The organism is Rhodococcus sp. NPDC060086, from assembly GCF_042730275.1.
Taxonomy (GTDB): domain Bacteria; phylum Actinomycetota; class Actinomycetes; order Mycobacteriales; family Mycobacteriaceae; genus Rhodococcus.
On record NZ_JBHWWZ010000014.1, the window covers coordinates 33,036 to 53,656 of the forward strand.

Here is a 20,621-nt window from a genome sequence, read left to right on the forward strand (position 1 = left end):
GGGGGCGGCCCTCCACGTGAGCCGTCCCCTTCCGGTTGCCTCTCAGCTTTCGCCGGCTGCATCCTTCAAGAACTGCCTTGCGAGTCGAATGAGCTCGGGGACCTCGGCAGTTAGTTCCAGTTGGTATTTGCCGTACTCAACTACACCGTCGACTACGACACGGTCGTGTTTGAAGATGGTTAGAGCATCGGCATCAGGGCCCTTCGTTCCCAAGCCAACTGCTCGATCCTCGATATGCTCGTAGGAGTTCCGGATAGCCCGCAGGGGATCGCACTTTCTGGAGATCTCCCGCGGAACCCGCGAGGCGGCCCCAATCTTGGACCTGGCTTTGATGCACATGTCCAGAGCGCGGCTTAAAGCCACGACTGCCAACTCGGTCGCTCCTACAAGCTCGAAGATCGCACGACGGGTGGCAGGTGCCCCCTCCGGATCGGATTGGCGAAGTTGCTCGATCCGCTGAAACAACGTTTGGGCTTGATCGAGTCGACGTGCTGCCGCGAGTAGGTACCGACGCTTGTCGTCGGAATGGTGCGTTCCGAGGGACATCCAAGTAAACAGGACCGGCGTCAGCGGAACGTAGCCGTCGACCCCTTGGCTCTCCCACTCGTCGACATAGTCCAGTTGCACCTCCGGTTGAAGCACAACCTCGTCGCCGGGCTTTACGTGGCACCGACGACCGTCGTCTTCCTCGCCGTACCGCAAAGTCCTAACAACAACTTTGCCTGGTTCTTCCCGAACCGGAACGATCCGTTGGCTAATCAGGAATCCCTCCGCGCCCTCCTGCTGGGTGTGGATGCTGGCGTGCGAGAGGTGCTCCATCATGACCACCTCGTCGCCCTCGTGCACCGGGATAGGAGCAGAATCTGGGTCGCACGGGTCAGCTGCCCGGACATACAGCGTGCGACCAACGCGCGAATGAAGGACGGCACGTTCGGGCGCGTCCCAGTTGGCCCGTTGTATGAACTCAAGGGGCCTAGTTGGCTCTCCTCGACCGTCGCTCGGATCAGGTACTGTCCGCGCATTGATCTCCGATGTCATCGGCAGATATTCACAGCTCACGCAGTACGGCACAAGCGATCAAGCGGGCACCCGATGGTCTACCTACCCACGGGGGGAGCCCTTCCCCGGCCCTTCCGGATCGGTTGGTTATGCGTCTGAGCCATCGTGTGCGGCTTTCAGAACCTGATTTCTAACCAGATGCCCTGATCAGGGCCCATTTCCCACTTCAGATAGAGGAGTTGAAACGACTATGCGGCCACGAATGCCGAAGGGTTTCGGGTCGGCAGGCCAGAAACTCTGGAGAACCGTCCTGGACGAGTTCGACCTCGACAACGAGCCAGCCAAGCTGGAGATCCTCTTAGCTGCGCATCGACGACTGGCTGAATGCCGGCATCAACACATTGTGGGCTTGTGCCCACGCCGGTTCGCGGTTGAACGCTGTGAACAACCCGTCACCGGCAAGTTCGCGCAGATTGCTCACGGGAGGCACGACGGCCTTGGTGAATCGGGACTCGTCGAACGCCTCCGCCACAGCGTCGCCGCCTCCGACCACGATCAGCGTGCTGCCCACGATGCTGATCTCGAACACGTCGCCCAGTTCCCGCACGAACTCCATCTCGCGCTGGACCGCTTCGGATCGAGCCGCAATGCGTCGCCGATCACCGGCATCCGCCACGCGGGTCGTGGCATCGTCGGGTTGCACGCGTCCGCACATCAGGCGTCGCCGCCCCCCGAGGGCCGTTCATCTGGGGTGCCTGCCGTATGCACGCTGCCGTGGCTGGGTTTCGTACCCGATGACGTGACCTCCGTACCGCAGTCAGCGGTTCTCCGGCCGGCCGACCTAGCGTGCGGAAGTGCACTGACTTCCCCAGCGCGGCGGTCGGGGAACAGCCACCGGTTGTGCGGGGTGACCGTGATCGTGTCCTGGGCAGTCAGCGCCCGGTGGCGCCATCGACCTGTTCGCGGAGGATGTCGGCGTGGCCTGCGTGCCGGCCGGTCTCCTCGATCATGTGCACGAGTGCCCAGCGGACGCTGGGAGCGGGACGTTTCGACCGGGGCACGGGTCCGTCGAGATCGGTGCACCCATCGAGAGCTTCGTTCGCGCGCTCGACCGTCTCGCGGTAGCGGGTGACGACATCGGCCACGCTGTCAGCCGGTGAGGCTCGGAACGTCGCCTGCCAGTCGGTCACATCGGCCCCGAGGAATATCGCGCGTTCGACGAAGGTCAGGTGATTCAGCAGTCCGAGCAGGTTCGTACCCGACGACACCGTCGCTGTTCGTACCTGCGGTTCGGGGGCGCCGTCGACCTTCGCAGTAATCGAGGCCCGGAGGTAGTCGAGGAATGCGCGCAGAGTCGCGGTTTCGCTGCTCCCTGTCCGGGGCGGCGGGGTATCGCGGCGCCGGTTGGTGGTGGGCACGGCGGTCTCCTTCGTCGGTGGCGGATCAGACAGTGCGGCGGATCATGAGGACGTGGTCGGTGACCTCGGCGGTGCGCCCATCCGGTCCCGTCGCGATCCGGCGGAGTGCGTCGGCCCGCTCGACCAGCCACGTCGCCGGATCCAGAGCGATCCCCGCCGCGACTTCCTGCGGGCTCTGGTAGCGGAGGTCGGGGTCGTGATTCCACGACCACGGCGCGGTCGAGGCGTGGTCGACGACCAGCAGTCGCCCGCCCGGGCGCAGCGCGTGCGCGGCCGCGCGCAGGACGGTGGCCCGGTCCAGATCGAAGGGAGTATGTAGGTAGTGGGCGGAGATCAGGTCGAATCGTCCCTGCGGGAAGGATTTCCGCAGGTCATGTTGCTCGGCGGTGACGCGGTCACCGAGGCCGTGTGAGTTGGTGAGGTCGGTCAGCCGCGCGAGCGCCACGGCCGAGATGTCGACGGCGGTGACGTGCCAACCCCGGTCGGCGAGCCAGAGCGTGTCGCCGCCGTCGCCGCATCCGAGATCCAACACGTCTGCGGGTGACAGATCCGAGACCGTCTCGGTGAGAAGGGCGTTCGGCTGTGGGTCGGTTGCTGCTGAACGGGCTGCGTAGACGCCGTTCCAGAAGGTGACCGCATCGGTGGCGCTCATCAGGACTCCTTTGATCGGGGCACCCCCAGTGTTTCGGACCCAGCACGATCTGGCACGCAATCCTGCTGTTCCGGCAAGATGGACTCATGGATCGCGAAACGGAAGTCGTGCTCGACGTGGTCGGCCCGCGGTTGCGTGCGCTGCGTCGCGACCGCGGCATCACCCTCGCCGGCCTGGCGGCGCGGACGGGGATATCCGAGAGCACCCTGTCTCGACTGGAGAGTGGGCAGCGCCGGGCGACCTTGGAGTTGCTGCTGCCCCTCGCTCGCACCTATGACGTTCCGCTGGACGATCTCGTCGGTGCCCCGCGCACCGGCGATCCGCGAATCCACCTGAAGCCGATCCGGCGGTCGGGGCTGATCTTCGTGCCGCTGTCGCGGCGGCCGGGTGGGGTGCAGGCGTTCAAGATGATCATTCCCGCGGTGCCCGAGCCGCTCGAACCGACCCCGCAGACTCATGACGGTGTCGAGTGGTTGTATGTGCTCAATGGTTGCTTGCGGTTAGTGCTCGGTGAGCGCGAACTGACATTGACGCACGGTGAGGCCGCTGAGTTCGACACTTCCTTGCCGCACTGGCTCGGCAGCGCCGACGGCGGTGCGGTCGAACTATTGATCCTGTTCGGCGTGCAAGGGATGCGCGCGCACGTGCGCGCCGACGCACCTGGGTCATCGCACGGCTAGGGCCATACCCAGCTGTAACCGCACGAACACCACACCGCCGGCCATGGGAACGTCGGCCCGCACCATTCTTCGAGGTAGTGGTGTTGCGCGGCAGTTCATCCGTTGCGGGCGATGCCCGCCGCATCGGAGTCGGTGATGATCGCCAGTGGATGGCCGACCGCTAGCGAACGACCGCACGATCCCCTCAACGCCATTCGGCGTATTCGCCCTGTTGAAGCCCGGCGCGAACCTGCCGATCCCTGCCGGTGCGACACGACTCGAACTGCACTCGGCCAGGGCCGAGATGCTGGGTCGTGTCGCACTCGCTGACGATCCCGCGGGTGCGGTTGCCCTCCAGCGCAAGTTCACCGCCACCGTCATGGGTCAGGTCACCCCGCCGGCGCCGCCGGCGATCCCGCAGTTCACCAACGCAGATCTTCTCGGCACCGAGATCTTCGACAACCTCGATGAGGACCTGTCCAGCGCCCACCGATGTCTCACCCGTCGCAGGGCGCATGCAGGTCCTGGCCTATTCCATTGCCGACCATTTCTCAGCCGATTCGGATGCGCGTGCCAACGCGGATCAGTTCCTGAGGCAGACAGTGGCACCGGAGTTCAAGAAGTACGCACTCACCGAAACTGCGCCGTACATCAACAACTGGGTCGGAGGCGGCGCCTAGGGTAACTACGGCAGCGACTACGCCTTGCGGAGTGCTGTGAACATGGACGGTATCTGGGCAAACACAGCCGAGGAAGCCCTCTATTCCGTCTGCGCCCACGACAGCACCGGGCAGCCCTCTCTCCGGTGCCGGCAGCTACACCCTGCACTTTCCGGCCGACAAACTGCCCACCGACCCGGACAGCCCCTTCTCGCTGACGTTTCGCTGCTACCTGCCCAAGCCCTTCGTCGGTGGCGGCCAATGGGCACCGCCGCCGGTGGTATCGGACGACGAACAGGTCACGCAATGAGTTGAGCACTCACCGGGGTTTGTTCAGGGTGCAGTCTGCGGATCGAGACAGCGGGCGGCGTTGTTTGTCGGTGCGGACGAGGATCCGGGAGGCGGTCACGATCCAGACGCCGCAGGCCACAGCGGTAGGCACCCGATCGATCTGTCGGACGCTGCGGTCGGAGAGGCCACGCGCACCTTCCTGGACCCGTCCCCGCGACAGGTTCATCATGGAGAGGTGACCCGCTCACGGGGGCATCGACTCCGCGGCGAACGTATCGCCGCGTGGTCAAGCTCGTCGCGGGAAATCCCGCATTCATCGACCATCTCCGTGAGCACCGTCCCATTCACCGAACCCCGGAAGGAATGGCACCGTGTCCAAGAGCGAATCCGAGAACCCGGCGATCCCCTCCCCCACACCGAAAGCACACCGACCTCGAACGATCCGCGACTGGTGGCCCGACCAACTCGACCTGAGCGTTCTTCGTCCGCAGTCCCCTGCCACCGACCCGATGGGTGCGGACTTCGACTATCCGACCGAGTTCGCATCCCTCGACGTCGATGCGCTCGAGCGTGACGTCTTCGAGGTGATGACGACGTCGCAACCGTGGTGGCCTGCCGACCACGGCCATTATGGGCCGCTGTTCATCCGGATGAGCTGGCATGCGGCAGGCACCTATCGGATCGCCGACGGCCGCGGCGGCGGTGGTCAGGGCGCACAGCGGCTCGCACCGCTGAACAGCTGGCCTGACAACGCCAGCCTCGACAAGGCCCGTCGGCTGCTGTGGCCGGTCAAGAAGAAGTACGGCAGAAAGATCTCCTGGGCCGACCTGATCATCTTCGCCGGCAACTGCGCCTACGAATCGATGGGCTTCACGACCTTCGGTTTCGCGTTCGGCCGCGAGGACATCTGGGAACCGGACGAGGTGTACTGGGGTCCGGAGGACACCTGGCTCGGCGACGAACGCTACAGCGGCGAAAGGGATCTCGCCGGTCCGCTCGGCGCGGTGCAGATGGGTCTGATCTACGTCAACCCGGAAGGCCCCAACGGCACCCCGGATCCGATCGCCGCCGCCGTCGACATCCGCGAGACCTTCGGGCGGATGGCGATGAACGACGTCGAGACCGCCGCGTTGATCGTCGGCGGCCACACCGTCGGCAAGACCCACGGCGCCGGTCCCGCCGACCTTGTCGGTCCGGAACCCGAAGCCGCCCCGGTCGAACAGCAGGGTCTCGGCTGGAAGAGTTCTTACGGGACCGGCGTCGGTGCCCACGCGATCACCAGCGGCCTGGAAGGCACCTGGACGCCGACTCCGACGACCTGGGACAACTCGTTTCTCGACACTCTCTACGGCTACGAATGGGAGCAGACGACGAGCCCCGCCGGCGCGTACCAGTGGATCCCGAAGGATGGCGCCGCGGCCGATGCGGTGCCCGACGCGCACGACCCGTCGAAGCGGCATCCGCCGGTAATGCTCACCACCGATCTGTCGTTGCGTTTCGACGAGATCTACGGTCCGATCACCCGCCGCTGGCTCGATCACCCCGAGGAACTCGAGGTGGAGTTCGGTAAGGCCTGGTACAAGCTGCTGCACCGCGACATGGGTCCGATCACCCGCTATCTAGGCCCGTGGATTCCGGAGGCGCAACTGTGGCAGGACCCGGTGCCCGCGGTCGATCACCGGCTCGTCGGCGACGGCGACGTCACCGCGCTCAAACAGGCGATCCTCGACTCGGGCCTGTCGATCCGGCAACTGGTGACCACCGCGTGGGCGGCCGCGGCGAGCTTCCGCGGCACCGACAAACGCGGCGGCGCCAACGGGGCACGCCTGCGGCTGGCACCGCAAAAGGATTGGGAAGTCAACGAACCCGCCGACGTGGCGGAGGTCCTCGCGGTGCTCGACCGGATCCGGCAGGAATTCGACGACGGGCAGACCGGCGACACGAAGGTCTCGCTCGCCGATCTGATCGTCCTCGGCGGATGCGCTGCCGTCGAACAGGCCGCGACGGCAGCGGGACACAATGTCACGGTCCCGTTCACGCCGGGCCGCACCGACGCCACACAGGATCAGACCGACGCGGAGTCGTTCGCGGTGCTCGAACCCAAGGCCGACGGATTCCGCAACTACCTGCGGGCCGGCGAGAAACAACCACCGGAACGGCTCCTTCTCGACCGGGCGAATCTGCTCACCTTGACCGCACCCGAGATGACGGTGCTGCTCGGCGGGATGCGCGTGCTGAACACCAACCACGGCGGAGGCTCTCATGGTGTGCTGACCGACCGGCCCGGGATGTTGACCACCGATTTCTTCGTGAACATCACGGATATGGGTATCGAATGGTCGCCCTCGACCACCGAGGAGTACCTCTACGAGGGCCGCGACCGGGTCACCGGTGCCCACCGAGGGACCGCGACCGCCGTCGATCTCGTCTTCGGTTCGAACTCACAGCTGCGCGGCATCGCCGAGGTGTATGCCTGCGATGACGCCCAGCCGATGTTCGTCCGAGATTTCGTGGCGGCGTGGGACAAGGTGATGAATCTGGATCGGTTCGACGTCGCCTGAATCTGCGGCGATCGTTCAGCCCAGGTCGGATACTGCGGTGTTGGCGCCGCAGAGAACCACACACAGGGTCCGGCCCGCGGTCGCGGTGACCGCCCCCGTCAGGACGGGTGCGAGCGCCGCGGCCGTGCCGTGTTCGACGACGATGCGCAGTTCGTCCCACAACCAGCGGCGCGCCTCGACGATGCGGGTGTCGTCGACGACGAGGCTGTCGATACGGCCGGTGCTCGCCGCCGCCCACGCGAGGTTCCCGATGCGGGTCGCACCGAGCGAATCAGCGGCGATGCTGTCGAGCTCGATGTCGATCGGTGTTCCCGCGGCGAGCGCGCGATGCAGGGCTGCGGCTCCAACGGGCTCGACCCCGCGGATCCGGTCGGTGTCGTGGGCGCCGGCGGCGATTCCAGCGACCAGGCCCCCACCACCGACCGCGACGAGATAGTCCAGGGGCGTGGACAGCTGCTCGGAGAGTTCGAGCGCGATGGTGCCGGCGCCGGCGACGATGTCGGGCAGGTCGTAGGCGTGCAATTGCAGGGCACCGAGCTCACCGGCGAGGGTCGCAGCGCGCGCGGCCGCCTCTGCGTAGGACGACCCCACTCGGTGGACGGTCGCACCGAGCCGCTGCAACCGTTCCAGTTTCGCCGGCGGCGCAGATTCGGGAACGACCACGGTGCACGGTGTGTCCCAGTATCGCGCGGCCCACGCGGCACCGATCGCGGCGTTGCCTCCGGACGCGATGAGTACACCCGCGTCGGTCAGTGTGCCGCTCTCACGGGCATGGCCGAGTGCGTTGAGGCTGCCGCGCACCTTGAACGACCCGCCGTGCTGCACATGTTCGAGTTTGAACGCCACCTCGATCGGGCCGTTCGGGGTGGGGACCGTCGCGGTGAGTACCGGGGTGCGTCGCACGACCGGGGCGATATGGCGCGCGGCGTCGATGACGGCGGGGCGGTCGACCGCCGCGAACGACGGCGCTGCCTCGTGTGGGATGTCGGGATGGAAGCTCACCGGTACACGATCCACCCGAAGAGCCGGAATTGCACAATCGCGTCGCCACTGTCACACATCCGGACGCGTCGGCTGACGAGCATCCGGAGCGCCGACAACGCGCCGCCCCTGGTGTAACAACTGGTGCAGTCGACGCAGGGCGGTTTCGGTCATCGCTACGAACTTGCGTGACACGGCAGATTTGCTTGTTGCAGAGGATGTTTCGGTCGTTCCCTACTGGTTCGAGGCCGATCGGGGAGCGGAGAGTCGACAGGCCGGCGAGCATCTTCTCCATCGCCATCTTGCCCAGGACCTGAAGTCGAGGTGAACAACTCGTACGGCGGTGCCGGCAACGCCCCCTCGCCTGCTGCGATTGCGGAGACTCTCGCCCTCGTCGGCGACAAGCGTGTGCGTGCGCTGATCTACAACGTGCAAACCGAAGGTGCGGTCACCGCGAACCTGCGCGACGAAGCCCAGGCGGCGGGTGTTGCCGTTGTCGAGATCACCGAGCCCCTTCCCGAGAACACCGACTACATGGCCTCGCTTCGCGCCACCCCGCAGCGTCGTCGCACACGAGACGAGGTGGTCGACGACGCTGCACGGCAGATATCGAACGGTGCGCGGGTGCGTCATGGATGCGCCGCTGCGAGCAACTCCTCTTCGTCACCCCACGGCACGACCTCACCTGCGTCTATCCGGAACACAGTGTCACACAGCCGGAGAGTGGACGGGCGGTGTGTGATCCACAGGACCGTGCGATCCGCCCACGCCGACTGCAGGCGATCGAGTACGCGTGCCTCGGTTCCCTCGTCGAGTTGGCTGGTCCCCTCGTCGACGATGACGAGCCGACCGTCGTGGAGCAGTGCGCGCGCCAGTGCCAGGCGTTGGCGTTGACCGCCGGACAGTTCCGCACCGCGTTCGCCGACGCTCGTGTCCAGTCCGTCGGGCATCGCCCGCACCGTATGTTCGAGATCCACCGAGCGTAGAACGTCCCACAGAGCAGAGTCGGAGGCGTCCGGTGCGGCGAGCCGAAGGTTGGCTGCGATGGAGGCACGCAACAAGAACGGCTCCTGGTCCACCACGGTGACTCGGCGGCGCAGCTCGGCGAGCGGGATGTGTCGCAGATCGTGCCCGTCCCACAGCACCCGGCCACCGGTCGGATCCCATATCCGCGCGAGCAGTGCCCCGATCGTCGACTTGCCACTGCCGGTGGGGCCGAGCAACCCGACGGTCGCGCCGGCCGGGATCGTCAGCTCGGTCCGGGTCAGCACCGGCGCCCGACCGCTCCCGCCGGGATGGACGAAGTCGACATTGTCCAGGTGAACCTGCGGAGCCTGCGTCCCGGGGATCCATGCGGTCGATGCATCCACGTCAGGAGTATCGGGCTCCTCGTCGGCGATGGCGCGCACACGCTGCACCGAGGAGCGGGTACTGCCGAGCAGTGCTGCGAACCCCTCGACAGCAGCGAGAGCAGGAAAAGTCGCCACGGTGACCGCAGCCATCGCCGCGACAACCGCGCTGTCGACGTCGACAGCATGTCCGATCGCGACAACCGTCAGCACCACTGCCACCTGGGTCACACGCGTGACAGCCGCGCGCACGGCGACCCACCGGGCCACCACCCCACGCCGGGACGCGGCCTCGTCGTCGAACGCAGCCTGTTCGGCGAGCCGCCGCTCGCCGGCGCCGTACGCCGTGACCTCCCGCAGCCCCGCAATCGTGTCTGCCAGGTGCGCCGAGACCACACCCCCGAACCGCACGGTCTCCGACTCCGCTCGCTGTGCGCCCTGTCGACCCAGGAACGGAACAATCGCCCCCAGCGCGACGAAGAATGGGGCGACCGCGGCCGCGACCACCGGCGAGCCCGCCGCGGCGAACCACACGAGCACACCGGCCGGCATGACCACCGCAGCGACGGCGGGCACCACCGAGTGGGCGAAAAACACTTCGAGACGATCGATATCACGCGTGACGCGGGCGAGTAGGTCGCCGGTGCGATGCCGGTAACTCACGGCGGGCGCAAGCGCGGCCAGCCGCTCGTAGAAAAACACTCGCATCATCGCCAGGACCCGGAAGGCGACCCAGTGGCCGGTGTAGTGCTCGAGATAGTGGAACAACCCTTTGAGCGTCGCCAGGGCCACGACGACAGCGAATGCCGTCGCCGGCGATCCGGTGCCGGTCGAGATGGCGGTCACCGCCGTATAGGCCGCGAATCCGAGCAAGGCGGCGCCGGCGGTGAGTTCGGTGACGCGGCACAGCGCAGAAATCACCAGCGGCCACAACACCGGACGCCCGAAGGCCAGGAGCCATCCGGTCATCGACCTACCGCTGTCGAGTCCGGTGTCGCGGGGGAGGATCACAGCTGGGCTCCGATGTCGAGGGTACGGTCGGCGAGGCTGAGCAGGCCGGGGGAATGGGTCGCCAGGACCAGGGTCTTGTGCCCGGCGAGGGACGCGAGGGTGTCTGCGATCAGCAGTTCCGAGCGGGAGTCGACGTGACTGGTCACCTCGTCGAGAAGCAGCACGGGAGCGTCGTATAGCAGCGCCCGCGCCAGTGAGAGCCTTTGTGCCTGACCACCCGACAGTCCGGTACCGAATTCGCCGAGTTCGGTACCCAGGCCGTGGGGCAGGGCGCGAATCTCGTCGGCCAGGTGCGCACGCTCGAGCGCGGTCCACAACTGTGCATCCGAGGCGGCGGGACAGGCGAGGCGAAGGTTGTCGGCGACGGACCCGGTGAACAGGTAGGTGTTCTGGTGTACGGCAGCGGTGAATGTTCGGGGATCTGCTGGGGCGCCGTCGAATTCGACGGTACCGGTATCGGGGCGCAGGTCACCGGACAGCAGGGCGAGCATCGTGGACTTGCCGCTTCCCGACGGCCCGGTCAGGACGACTGTTTCACCGGCCGCGACGTCGAGGGTCACGGCCGAAAACGTCGTCTCCCGGCCGGGATAGGTCACAGCGACGTTGCGGAGGGCGCAGGACACCGGAGCCGTCCGGGGGGTGCGCGGCGCCGCCGGGACCGGTGCCCCGCTCTCGCCGATCAGGGCAGTGGCCTCCCTTTCCGCTGCGGCACCGGTCATCCCGATGTAGAAGAACTGGCCGATGTAGTCGATCGGTGCGGTGAGCAGCACCGCCAGCAGGATCAGGGCCAGCGCCCGACCGGCATCGAGGTCACCGGTCGTGCCGAGGTGGACCGCCGCGGCGGTGGCGGTACCGATGACGACGCCGTAGAAGACGATGTCGGTAACGAAGAGAACCACCTGGTTGCCCAACAGCAAGCGCATGACGGTCCGTCGCTGCCCTTCGCTTTCGGCGGCCAGGTGCGCGGCCTGCTCGGCGGTACGCCCGTGCAGCGACACCGTCCGAAGGCCCCGCAGCGCGTCGAGGAACTCGCCGGCCAGTCGCCGCGACTGGGCGCGGTGGTCCGCGGACGTGCGCCGGAACAACTGCTGAACACCACCGGCCGCCACGGGCGCGAGCACCACGAGCACCAGAAGCAGGGCGGCCAGTGCCCAGTCCACCGCCACGGCGACGATCACCAGCACGATCAGCGGCGCAGTGGCCGCTGCCGCGATCGACGCCACGAAACTGCCACGTAGAGCAGCGATCTTGGCGGCGCCGTCGGTGCCGGTGGACACGATACGACCCGCCGCGGGCAGCTGCGACCGGGCGATCGCGGTGTCCGCAGCGAGGATCCGCCGCTGCAACGCCACGCGCACCGCATGCTCGACGCGGCGCTGGGCACGCTCGTCGACGAGCGGTATCGCGGCGGCAGTCGCGGCCATCACGCCGGTAGCGCATCCCGCGATCCACCAGGGGTTCGAAACGGTCGGACCTGCCGCGATGTCCCCGACGGCAAGGTACATCAGGCATGTCGCGACCGTGCCGAGCCAGGCCGAGATCACGCTCGCCCGGACGAAACCGCAGATGGGGAGACGCCGTCCCAGGGAACTCATCTCGCCACCACCTCCTCTTAACGTTAATGACAACTGTTATCGTTTATGACGATATCGGAGCTTAGCGCACGAAAGGCCCACTCCCCGTGCCCCCCACCAGCCTCACCGTCGACCCCGACTCCGCCGAGCCGGCCGACCCGCCGAGACCCCCTCGTCGACGTACCCGCAGCGCCACGATCGGCGCACCGGCACTCGTTCTGATCACCGTCATGATCGCGGCGATCTCCCTCGGCCCCGTCACCGTCCCTTGGGATCACGTCCTGAAAGCGTTCATCGACAACGACATTCCCTACGCCTCCCTCGTCCGTGATGTCCGCGCCCCCCGTGTTCTCGTCGCCGCGCTCGTCGGCGCCGCACTGGCGGTCGTCGGCGCCGTGATGCAGGCGGTCTTCCGGAACCCCCTCGCCGACCCCGGCATCACGGGCGTCGCCTCCGGCGCCGCCGTCGGCGCAGTCGCCGTTCTCGTCACCGGCACCTCGATCCTCGGCGCCGCGACGCTTCCCATCGGCGCATTCACGGGTGCCGCGATCACCACCCTCGTGCTGCTGATCGTCGCCCGGGTGCGACGGGACACCTCCCCGGTGACGTTCGTCCTCGTCGGCGTCACCATCGGATCGTTCTGCTCGGCACTGACCGCAGCGCTGGTTGCGAATGCCCCCGAAGACTCCGCGGTCCGCTCGGTGATGTTCTGGATCAACGGCGATCTGACCGCCCGCACCTGGAACGACGTGGCCCTGTGCGCCGGACCGATCCTCCTGGGCACCGCGGTGCTGCTGAGCCGGCACCGAACCCTCGACACTCTGCTCCTGGGCGAGGGGACCGCCACCAGCATGGGCATCGACGTCCGCAGACAACAGTTGGTGCTGTTGCTCACCGGCGCCGCCGTCACCGGGGCCGCGGTCGCCGTCGCCGGCGTGATCGGGTTCGTCGGACTGGTGGTACCCCACGCGGTGCGGCTGCTTCTCGGCTCACGTCACGCCCTGCTACTGCCGGCCTCGATGTTCACCGGCGCTGCCTTCCTGGTCCTCGCCGACCTCGGAGCCCGCCTGCTGTTCGACCCCGTGATCCTGCAGACCGGCACGGTCGCCGCACTGATCGGATCACCGGTCTTCGGCTACCTCGTCCTGCGTAACAGCGGCTCGCACGGAGGCCGCTCGTGACTACACCGTTGCTCTCGCTGCGCGGACTGCGCATCGATCGAGGCACACGCACGGTGCTGCACGGACTCGATCTCGATATCGAACCCGGTACCGTCGTCGGTCTGATCGGACCCAACGGCTCCGGCAAAACCACCCTGCTGTCCGCGCTCGGTGCCGGTACTGCGATCTCGTCCGGCTCGATGCTCTGCGCAGGCATCGATCTCACAGCCCTGCGCCCGCGCGCCCGCGCCCGCCACGTCGCCTTCGTCCCGCAGCACACCCGCCTCGACTTCGACCTGACCGTCCGGGAGATCGTCACCCTCGGCACACTCGTGACCGGCGACGCTACACACCGCGACCGGATGGTCGACACCGCACTGCGACGTGCGGGATGCGAGTATCTGTCCGACCGGCCCGCAACGCGGTTGTCCGGCGGCGAATGTCAACTGGTGCACATCGCCCGCGCCCTGGCCCAGCACGCGCCGGTCCTGGTGATGGACGAGCCGATCTCCGCGCTCGACCTCGCCCACCAGATCACCGTTCTGACCCTCGCGCGTGCCCACGCCGACACCCCACCGGACGACCACCGCGGCGCGGCGGTGATCGTCAGCCTCCACGACATCGATCTTGCGGCCCGATACTGCGACCGTCTGGTGCTGCTCCACGCGGGACGGATAGTGGCAGCAGGAACTCCCGCCGACGTGCTCGACCCGAACCGCCTCGAGCGGGTCTACGGCGTGCCGGTGCACATCCACCACGACCGCACCACCCGTTCACTCCGCGTCACCGCCTTCCCCGGACCATCGCCTGCAGGAGCATCATGACCGTCTCGTCCCGTCCTCGCCTGATCTCCGGCACCGTCGCCGTCGCCATGATCGGCTTCCTCGCCGGATGCACGAGCACCTCCGGCCCAGCCGACGCATCCACCGATCCCGCTGCCCCCCAACGAATCGCGGCGATCTCGCCCGATGTCGCCGAAACCGTCGCTGCGCTCGGTGCAGGTAATCGGCTCGTTCTCGTGCCCGACACCCAAACCCGCCCGGCCTTGACCAATCATCTGCCTGTGATGCAGTCGGTCGGCACGACCTTTGCAGCTCATGGGGCGGCGGATCCCGAACAGATTCTCGCGGCCGACCCGGATCTGGCAATCATCACTCCACGACACGAAGGCGAATCGGATACGGCCGCTCTGCTCGAAGCATCGTCGGTGCGGGTTCTCACCCTGCCGAATTCCTGGCGGACCGTCGAGGAGATGCTGGCCAACATCACCACCATCGGTACCACCATCGGAGCGTCGGAGCAGGCCACCGTCCTGACCGCGGACATCGAGCGTGATCTCGCAGGCATCGCCCCGGTATCGGGGCCCGGCCCGTCGGTGCTGGTCCTGAGTAATCAAGCCGGACGGCCGATGATCAACGCGGGCAACGGCTTCACCCTCGATCTGCTCGCCCGTGCCGGCGGCCGTAACGCTGCCGACAGCACCGGACTGACCCGCACGGGGTTCGCCGACCCCGAACACCTCGTTCGGGCACAACCGGACGCGATCCTGCTGGTCGACCTGCTCGGTGCCGGACGAGAATCGTTCGACTCGATTCTGTCCAATCCTGCGGTCAGCGAGCTGGAGGCGGTGCGTACCGACCGCATTCTCGTGCTCGAGGGAAAACATGCCCAGGCTCTCGGGCTGCAGACGACCACGGAAGGAGTCGAACGGATACGAGACTGGCTCGCCGACCTCGACCGGCCCTGACCGCTGCAGTCAGTGGTGCCGCAGCAGGGCCTCGCATGTGTTCTCCGCCTACGGTGCGCCTCGCATCCATGCCGAACTGCGCGAACTCGGGGTGTGTATCAACCGCAAACGGGTCACGCGGTTGATACGACGTGAACCGTTTCGACGTTCGGCCGATACGGCTGCACGATTCCCTGTACAGGAGAGGGCGGACCGTCGATCATCGACACCAGAACCTCGAGCCACGCCGCCATCGCATCTCCTTCACGGTCGATCTCGTTGTCCGAGAATCTGTCTCGCGCACCGTCGCAACAACAGCGAGATCCCCGCTCACTTCGGTAGTGAGCGGGGATCTCGGATGACACGCATCTCCTGTCGAGACGGTCAGTTCGGTCGGCTGACCTCGTAGGTGCCGTTGTCGTCGGTGAAGGTCAACGTCACCGACCGGTGCTGCCCGTCGACGGTGAGGGTGCACTCGAAGCTCGCACCGGCCGCGACCGTCTGATCGTCGGGGCATACGACGTCGCCGACCTCTTCGGCGCCGTACGACTCGGTCAGGACCTGCGCGACACCGGCCTGCGCGGCCTCGGAATCGAGGGTGGTACCGCCGCCGAGGGTCATGAACGCGATCACCGCGACGATCACCACCACGACAAGGGCGCCCACACCACCGAGGATCAACAGCAGCTTCGAATTAGTGCCCCCGGACGCGCCGTCGGGTTGCTGCTGCGGCTGCCAGGGACCGCCACCGGGTTGTTGTTGCTGACCCCATGCGGGCTGACCGCCCTGCCCGACTCCGGGCTGCTGCCAGGACTGGCCGGGCTGACCTTGCGGAGACCACTGCTGGCCGCCCGCCGGTCCGGGCTGACCGGGAGGCTGTCCCCACCCGGGCTGCGCGGGAGGCGGCGCAGGAGTGCCCCAGCCCTGCGGACCAGGTCCTTGACCGGGCTGGGCGCCCCACTGCGGCGGCTGCTGCTGGCCCCACTGTCCGTTCGCCTGCGGAGCCTGACCACCCTGCGGCGGTCCCCACGCGGCTCCGCCGGCCTGACCTTGCTGCGCCGCTCCCCATTGCTGCTGCGACTGCTGTCCCCACTGCTGGGTGGGCGCCGCGGCATCGCCGCCGGGAGCGGCACCCCACTGCTGCGTCGCTGCGGCAGGGTCACCCCCGGGCGCGCTTCCCCACTGCTGGGTCGGAGCCGCCGGGGAGTCGCCCGTGGGCGCACCCCACTGCGGTGCAGCTGCCTGCGGTGAGGCGTGGTCGGCGCCGGACGCGGGTGGGGCCCACGGGTCACGTCCCTGCTCGTTGCCGTGCGGGTCCTGCGGATCGTTCGGCCCGGTCATCGTCGCCTCCACTCGCCATCGTTCATACGTTCACCGTAATGCCCACCAGCGACCGGTCCCCCGTGTGGCAGCGCGCGTATCAAACCACACATACCGGACGGGTGGGAGGCCGCCCACGTCCCGGACACCCGTGCGGCACCGCTCATACCGCGGTCGCATCGACGGCGACGACCCCCCGGCGGATCGCGCCGACCGCCCGCCCCGCCGCCTTCGCCAACGCCGGGTCCTGCGAAGTCGTGCGGATCTGATCGAGCAGATCGATCAACTGCCGGCACCACCGCACGAAGTCACCCGGTGACAGTTCACTGCCCGTGGTGACAGCCGCGAGCAGCGACTCAGTCAACGATGCGGTCCCTGCCCACGTGTATGCGGCGGACACGAACCCGAAATCCGGTTCGCGGGTCGTCGGCAACCGATGCCGCAGCTCATCGGCCCGCAACTCGTCGCACAACCGCACCGTATCGGCCAACGCCCGCCGGATCGGCCCGGTCGGACCCCGCACCTCCGGCACCTCGTCGCCCCGCGACTCGAAGATCACCGTCGAGACGACCGCCGCAAGCTCCGCCGGCGACAACCCCGCCCACACTCCGGTGCGCAGACACTCGGCGACCAGCAGATCCGATTCGGTGTAGATCCGGGCGAGCCGTTCCCCCGCCTCGGTCGCCGCCGGATCGTCCCCACCGGTCAGATAACTCCGCTCCGTCAGCAACGACACGATCCGCTCGAACGTGCGCGCCAACGAATCGGTGGTCGCCGCGGTCTTACGTCGCTGATGCTCGGTGTCGCGCGTCAACCGGTTGTAGCGCTCCCCGACCCGCGCCAACGCCTCCACATCCGGGTTCTCCCGCGCCGGATGCCCGCGCAGCGCACGGCGCAACGAATCGATCTCGCGGGTGTCGCCGCCACCCGTGCGGGACCGCTTGGTGCGGCGCGGCGGCACCAACCCCTTCGACCGCAACGCCGACGAGATGTCCCGCCGGCCCCGACCGGTGCTCGGATCGGCGTGCCGCGGCAACTTCAACCGTCCCACCACCACCGCGGGGGTGGGAAAATCGCCCGCCGAGAGCCGACCCGCCCACCCGTCGGCGGTCACCACATACGGACGCGGATCGCTCAGATCCCGGTCGGGGTCGATGATCACCGCCAACCCGGTGCGCCGGCCCGCCGGGACCGCGACGATCTCACCGGGCCGCAACGCCACCAGCGACTCGACCGCTTCCTGCCGACGATTCTGGCGCTTCGTGCGCTCGTGCTGCCGCTCGGCGTCGGTCAGATCCGCCCGCAACCGCACATAGTCGAAGATCTCGCTGTCGGCGCCGCCGAGTTGCTCGCGCATCTTCGCCAGCTGTGCCTCGTTGCGTTCGATGCCGCGGGTGGCGCCGACCACCGACTTGTCGGCCTGGAACTGTGCAAACGACATCTCCAGCAGCGCGCGGGACCGCTCGACGCCGACCGCGTCGATGAGATTGACCGCCATGTTGTACGACGGGCGGAACGAACTGCGCAGCGGGAACGTGCGCGTCGACGCCAGACCCGCCACCGCGGCCGGCTCCACACCCGGCTGCCACAACACCACCGCATGTCCCTCGACGTCGATACCGCGACGTCCGGCCCGCCCGGTGAGCTGCGTGTACTCGCCGGGAGTGAGCTCGGCGTGGGTTTCCCCGTTGTATTTGACCAACCGTTCGAGCACCACGGTGCGTGCCGGCATGTTGATACCCAAGGCGAGGGTCTCGGTGGCGAACACCGCCCGCACCAGACCCCGCACGAACAGTTCTTCGACGGTGTGCCGGAAGGCGGGCAACATTCCCGCGTGATGCGCCGCGATGCCACGTTCGAGCGCGGTGCGCCACGACGCGAACCCCAACACCTCGAGGTCGGCGCGCGGCAACTCGCGGGTGTGCTCGGTGACGATCCGCCGGATCTCGGTGGCTTCCTCCTCGGTCGTCAGGTGCAGCCCGGACCGCAGGCACTGCGAGACCGCCGCGTCGCACCCGGCGCGGGAGAACACGAACGTGATCGCAGGGAGCAGCCCCTCCGCGTCGAGGCGGGCGATCACATCAGGGCGCGGAATCGGCCGGAACGTGCCCCGCCCGCGGGACTGCCAGCGGTCGCCGTCGATGCTCGCGCGGCGCCGCACCTGCGCCGCCAATTCCGGATCCACCACGACCCCGCGGCGACGCTCGGCCGCGGGCGTGTCGGCGGGTTCGGCGCGGGCGTCGAACAGGTCGTAGAGACGGGGCCCGACCATCATGTGCTGATGCAGCGGGATCGGACGCACCTCGTCGACGACGACGGTGGTGTCGCCGCGCACCGTGGTCATCCACTCACCGAACTCCTCGGCGTTGGACACCGTCGCCGACAGACTCACCAGCCGCACATCCTCCGGCAGATGCAGGATGACCTCTTCCCACACCGCACCGCGGAACCGGTCGGCGAGGAAATGCACCTCGTCCATCACCACATGGCTCAGCCCGATCAGCGTCGGCGACGACGCGTACAGCATGTTGCGCAGCACCTCGGTGGTCATCACCACCACCGGCGCGTTCGGGTTGATCGACTGATCGCCGGTGAGCAACCCCACCCGGTCTTTGCCGTGCCGGGCACACAGATCCGCGTACTTCTGGTTGCTCAACGCCTTGATCGGGGTGGTGTAGAAGCATTTGGTGCCTGCCTCGACGGCCAGATGCACCGCGAATTCCCCGACCACGGTCTTCCCGGCGCCGGTGGGCGCACACACCAGCACCGAATGCCCGCCCTCGAGCGCGCGGCACGCCTGCTGCTGGAACGGGTCCAGCGGAAACGGCAGACCGGACGCGAACGTCTCCAGGTGCGGCGCCGCCATATCCGCCCGCGGCGTATCGGAGGGGCCCGTCACAGCGTGTCGGAATAGTCGGTGGGTGCCGGAGCCGAAGACGGCTTCTCGACCGGAGTCGGAGACGGGATCGCCGAACCCTCCTCGTCGTCGAGATCACCCCAGCCTTCGGCGCGGGCCTTACGGGCGCGCCGTTTGTCGTTCAGGCGCGCGATCTGGATGGCGATCTCCACCAGAAGGGTCAGGGCCAACGCCAACGCCAGCATCGAGAACGGATCCTGCCCGGGGGTGGCGATCGCAGCGAAGACGAACACGGCCATGATCAGGCCGCGGCGCCAGGCCTTGAGTTTCTCGTAGGAGAGCATCCCGACCGCGTTGAGCGCCACGATCACCAGCGGGATCTCGAACGACACCCCGAAGATCACCAGCAGATTGATCATGAACCCGAAGTACTCGGTGCCGGACAGTGCGGTGACCTGCACGTCGTTGCCGACAGTCAACAGGAACGACAACGCGTGCGTGACCACCAGGTACGCCAGGACCGCGCCGGTGACGAACAGGACCGCGCCGGAGGTGACGAACCCGATCGCGTAGCGGCGTTCCTTCGAATACAGGCCGGGGGTGATGAACGCCCACAGCTGATACAGCCACACCGGGCACGCGAGCACCACACCGGCGGTCGCGGCGACCTTCAACCGCAACATGAATTGCTCGAAGGGGCCGGTGGCCAACAGATAACAGCCTCCGTCGCTGCTGAAGTCGGCGCGGGACGCGGCCGGCAGCGAACAATACGGTTCGAGCAGGATCTCACCGAGACTCGACGTGCCGAACGGGCCGTGGCTGTACCAGAAGAACCCGGCGATGGTGGTGACGATCACCGCGGCGACGGCGATGAGCAGCCGTGTGCGCAGCTCGTAGAGATGCTCGACCAGCGACATGTTGCCGTCGGGATTGGCCTTGCGCCGACTACGGCGTGGATCGAACGGGATGCGCACGGTGCGGATCTCAGCTCCTGTCAGGGCCACCACCGCGGTGGGGCACTGGGGTCAGCGGAAACCGGGACACCCGGCGGGTGCCCCGGTGGGGAGAACTCGGTCAGGCCGACCGCTGGTCGGGCTGAGCTGCCTGCTGCGTCGGAATCTGCTGCGTCGGCTCCGCCGCTGCGGGCAACGGGTTCGGCGCGGGCTGCGGGGCCGTCGTCGACGCGCCGTCGTTCTGCATCTCCTTGACCTCGCTCTTGAAGATCCGAAGCGAACGGCCCAGACCGCGCGCGGCATCCGGCAGCTTCTTCGAGCCGAACAAGATGATGACGACCAACGCGACGATGGCCCAGTGCCACGGGCTCATTGCACCCATTTACAACCTCCACTGATTGGCTCTGCACGATGCTACCGGACCCACAGCACATCGACGGCCCGGCAGAAG

Annotated in this window: 18 protein-coding genes and 2 pseudogenes; 7 read left to right on the top strand and 13 right to left on the bottom strand. The window is 67.5% G+C overall.

Going from position 1 to position 20,621, the window contains the following annotated elements:
• Positions 1 to 42 precede the first annotated feature (42 nt).
• The 4 genes from ACFWB0_RS11050 to ACFWB0_RS11065 all read right to left on the bottom strand — a co-directional run bounded on the left by ACFWB0_RS11050 (position 43) and on the right by ACFWB0_RS11065 (position 3,069).
• Positions 43 to 846, bottom strand: coding sequence for a light-mediated development protein DET1 (locus ACFWB0_RS11050; protein ID WP_378490482.1), 804 nt, complete (start codon positions 844 to 846; stop codon positions 43 to 45).
• A 511-nt stretch (positions 847 to 1,357) separates the two neighbouring features.
• Positions 1,358 to 1,702, bottom strand: coding sequence for a hypothetical protein (locus tag ACFWB0_RS11055; protein ID WP_378490483.1), 345 nt, complete (start codon positions 1,700 to 1,702; stop codon positions 1,358 to 1,360).
• Between the two features lie 229 nt (positions 1,703 to 1,931).
• Positions 1,932 to 2,417 carry a DinB family protein gene (locus tag ACFWB0_RS11060; protein ID WP_378490484.1) on the bottom strand — a complete coding sequence of 162 codons (486 nt, stop codon included), beginning with the start codon at positions 2,415 to 2,417 and terminating at the stop codon, positions 1,932 to 1,934.
• A 25-nt stretch (positions 2,418 to 2,442) separates the two neighbouring features.
• Positions 2,443 to 3,069 (bottom strand): methyltransferase domain-containing protein, encoded by a 627-nt coding sequence (locus ACFWB0_RS11065; RefSeq protein WP_378490485.1) that lies wholly within the window; start codon positions 3,067 to 3,069, stop codon positions 2,443 to 2,445.
• 86 nt (positions 3,070 to 3,155) lie between these two features.
• Here ACFWB0_RS11065 and ACFWB0_RS11070 point away from each other — a divergent pair, with 86 nt between their 5' ends.
• Positions 3,156 to 3,749, top strand: a complete 594-nt coding sequence (locus tag ACFWB0_RS11070) for a helix-turn-helix domain-containing protein (protein WP_378490486.1) — start codon at positions 3,156 to 3,158, stop codon at positions 3,747 to 3,749.
• A gap of 184 nt (positions 3,750 to 3,933) precedes the next feature.
• Here ACFWB0_RS11070 and ACFWB0_RS11075 read toward each other — a convergent pair whose 3' ends face one another.
• The gene (locus ACFWB0_RS11075; RefSeq protein WP_378490487.1) at positions 3,934 to 4,245 is read right to left on the bottom strand and encodes a hypothetical protein; all 312 of its coding nucleotides are present in this window, start codon (positions 4,243 to 4,245) and stop codon (positions 3,934 to 3,936) included.
• On the opposite strand from ACFWB0_RS11075, the gene ACFWB0_RS11080 reads away from it, so the two are divergent.
• Together ACFWB0_RS11080 and katG are read left to right on the top strand one after the other, a co-directional pair.
• On the top strand, positions 4,244 to 4,408 hold the full coding sequence (locus ACFWB0_RS11080) for a hypothetical protein (protein ID WP_378490488.1): 165 nt from the start codon (positions 4,244 to 4,246) through the stop codon (positions 4,406 to 4,408). The genes ACFWB0_RS11075 and ACFWB0_RS11080 overlap by 2 nt on opposite strands.
• Before the next feature lie 641 nt (positions 4,409 to 5,049).
• Entirely contained in the window at positions 5,050 to 7,239 is a 2,190-nt protein-coding gene (gene katG / locus ACFWB0_RS11085) for a catalase/peroxidase HPI (protein WP_378490489.1), read from the top strand.
• 15 nt (positions 7,240 to 7,254) lie between these two features.
• Here katG and ACFWB0_RS11090 read toward each other — a convergent pair whose 3' ends face one another.
• The 4 genes and pseudogenes from ACFWB0_RS11090 to ACFWB0_RS11105 form a co-directional block, all read right to left on the bottom strand.
• Entirely contained in the window at positions 7,255 to 8,223 is a 969-nt protein-coding gene (locus ACFWB0_RS11090; RefSeq protein ID WP_378490537.1) for a serine/threonine dehydratase, read from the bottom strand.
• 144 nt (positions 8,224 to 8,367) lie between these two features.
• A pseudogene (locus ACFWB0_RS11095) lies at positions 8,368 to 8,627 on the bottom strand (IS256 family transposase); the annotation flags it as partial.
• A 222-nt stretch (positions 8,628 to 8,849) separates the two neighbouring features.
• Positions 8,850 to 10,538 carry a thiol reductant ABC exporter subunit CydC gene (gene cydC / locus ACFWB0_RS11100; RefSeq protein WP_378490490.1) on the bottom strand — a complete coding sequence of 563 codons (1,689 nt, stop codon included), beginning with the start codon at positions 10,536 to 10,538 and terminating at the stop codon, positions 8,850 to 8,852.
• Positions 10,539 to 10,576: 38 nt separating this feature from the next.
• On the bottom strand, positions 10,577 to 12,175 hold the full coding sequence (locus tag ACFWB0_RS11105) for an ATP-binding cassette domain-containing protein (RefSeq protein WP_378490491.1): 1,599 nt from the start codon (positions 12,173 to 12,175) through the stop codon (positions 10,577 to 10,579).
• A gap of 86 nt (positions 12,176 to 12,261) precedes the next feature.
• Between ACFWB0_RS11105 and ACFWB0_RS11110 the strand changes: the two genes are divergently transcribed.
• The 4 genes and pseudogenes from ACFWB0_RS11110 to ACFWB0_RS11125 all read left to right on the top strand — a co-directional run.
• Positions 12,262 to 13,335 (top strand): FecCD family ABC transporter permease, encoded by a 1,074-nt coding sequence (locus ACFWB0_RS11110; RefSeq protein ID WP_378490492.1) that lies wholly within the window; start codon positions 12,262 to 12,264, stop codon positions 13,333 to 13,335.
• Complete coding sequence (locus ACFWB0_RS11115; RefSeq protein ID WP_378490493.1) at positions 13,332 to 14,138, top strand: ABC transporter ATP-binding protein; 807 nt, start codon at positions 13,332 to 13,334, stop codon at positions 14,136 to 14,138. Before ACFWB0_RS11110 ends, ACFWB0_RS11115 begins: the two co-directional genes overlap by 4 nt.
• The gene (locus ACFWB0_RS11120; RefSeq protein WP_378490494.1) at positions 14,135 to 15,061 is read left to right on the top strand and encodes an ABC transporter substrate-binding protein; all 927 of its coding nucleotides are present in this window, start codon (positions 14,135 to 14,137) and stop codon (positions 15,059 to 15,061) included. The genes ACFWB0_RS11115 and ACFWB0_RS11120 overlap by 4 nt, the downstream gene beginning before the upstream one ends.
• 43 nt (positions 15,062 to 15,104) lie before the next feature.
• Positions 15,105 to 15,191 (top strand): annotated as a pseudogene (locus tag ACFWB0_RS11125) (IS3 family transposase); the annotation flags it as partial.
• A gap of 233 nt (positions 15,192 to 15,424) precedes the next feature.
• Here ACFWB0_RS11125 and ACFWB0_RS11130 read toward each other — a convergent pair.
• The 4 genes from ACFWB0_RS11130 to tatA all read right to left on the bottom strand — a co-directional run bounded on the left by ACFWB0_RS11130 (position 15,425) and on the right by tatA (position 20,552).
• On the bottom strand, positions 15,425 to 16,381 hold the full coding sequence (locus ACFWB0_RS11130) for a DUF4333 domain-containing protein (protein ID WP_378490495.1): 957 nt from the start codon (positions 16,379 to 16,381) through the stop codon (positions 15,425 to 15,427).
• A 142-nt stretch (positions 16,382 to 16,523) separates the two neighbouring features.
• The gene (locus ACFWB0_RS11135; protein WP_378490496.1) at positions 16,524 to 19,226 is read right to left on the bottom strand and encodes a DEAD/DEAH box helicase; all 2,703 of its coding nucleotides are present in this window, start codon (positions 19,224 to 19,226) and stop codon (positions 16,524 to 16,526) included.
• Between the two features lie 29 nt (positions 19,227 to 19,255).
• A complete protein-coding gene (gene tatC, locus ACFWB0_RS11140) occupies positions 19,256 to 20,191 on the bottom strand; it encodes a twin-arginine translocase subunit TatC (RefSeq protein WP_378490497.1) in 936 nt (311 codons plus the stop codon).
• A gap of 100 nt (positions 20,192 to 20,291) precedes the next feature.
• Positions 20,292 to 20,552 carry a Sec-independent protein translocase subunit TatA gene (tatA, locus tag ACFWB0_RS11145; RefSeq protein WP_378490498.1) on the bottom strand — a complete coding sequence of 87 codons (261 nt, stop codon included), beginning with the start codon at positions 20,550 to 20,552 and terminating at the stop codon, positions 20,292 to 20,294.
• Positions 20,553 to 20,621: the final 69 nt, after the last annotated feature.

Bases quoted from the DNA above. Each gene is read 5' to 3' on its own strand.
- ACFWB0_RS11080 (WP_378490488.1), top strand. From the start codon at position 4,244: ATGCAGGTCCTGGCCTATTCCATTGCCGACCATTTCTCAGCCGATTCG.
- ACFWB0_RS11105 (WP_378490491.1), bottom strand. From the start codon at position 12,175: ATGAGTTCCCTGGGACGGCGTCTCCCCATCTGCGGTTTCGTCCGGGCG.
- ACFWB0_RS11070 (WP_378490486.1), top strand. From the start codon at position 3,156: ATGGATCGCGAAACGGAAGTCGTGCTCGACGTGGTCGGCCCGCGGTTG.
- ACFWB0_RS11075 (WP_378490487.1), bottom strand. From the start codon at position 4,245: ATGCGCCCTGCGACGGGTGAGACATCGGTGGGCGCTGGACAGGTCCTC.
- tatA (WP_378490498.1), bottom strand. From the start codon at position 20,552: ATGGGTGCAATGAGCCCGTGGCACTGGGCCATCGTCGCGTTGGTCGTC.
- ACFWB0_RS11135 (WP_378490496.1), bottom strand. From the start codon at position 19,226: ATGGCGGCGCCGCACCTGGAGACGTTCGCGTCCGGTCTGCCGTTTCCG.
- cydC (WP_378490490.1), bottom strand. From the start codon at position 10,538: ATGACCGGATGGCTCCTGGCCTTCGGGCGTCCGGTGTTGTGGCCGCTG.
- ACFWB0_RS11130 (WP_378490495.1), bottom strand. From the start codon at position 16,381: ATGACCGGGCCGAACGATCCGCAGGACCCGCACGGCAACGAGCAGGGA.
- ACFWB0_RS11120 (WP_378490494.1), top strand. From the start codon at position 14,135: ATGACCGTCTCGTCCCGTCCTCGCCTGATCTCCGGCACCGTCGCCGTC.
- ACFWB0_RS11065 (WP_378490485.1), bottom strand. From the start codon at position 3,069: ATGAGCGCCACCGATGCGGTCACCTTCTGGAACGGCGTCTACGCAGCC.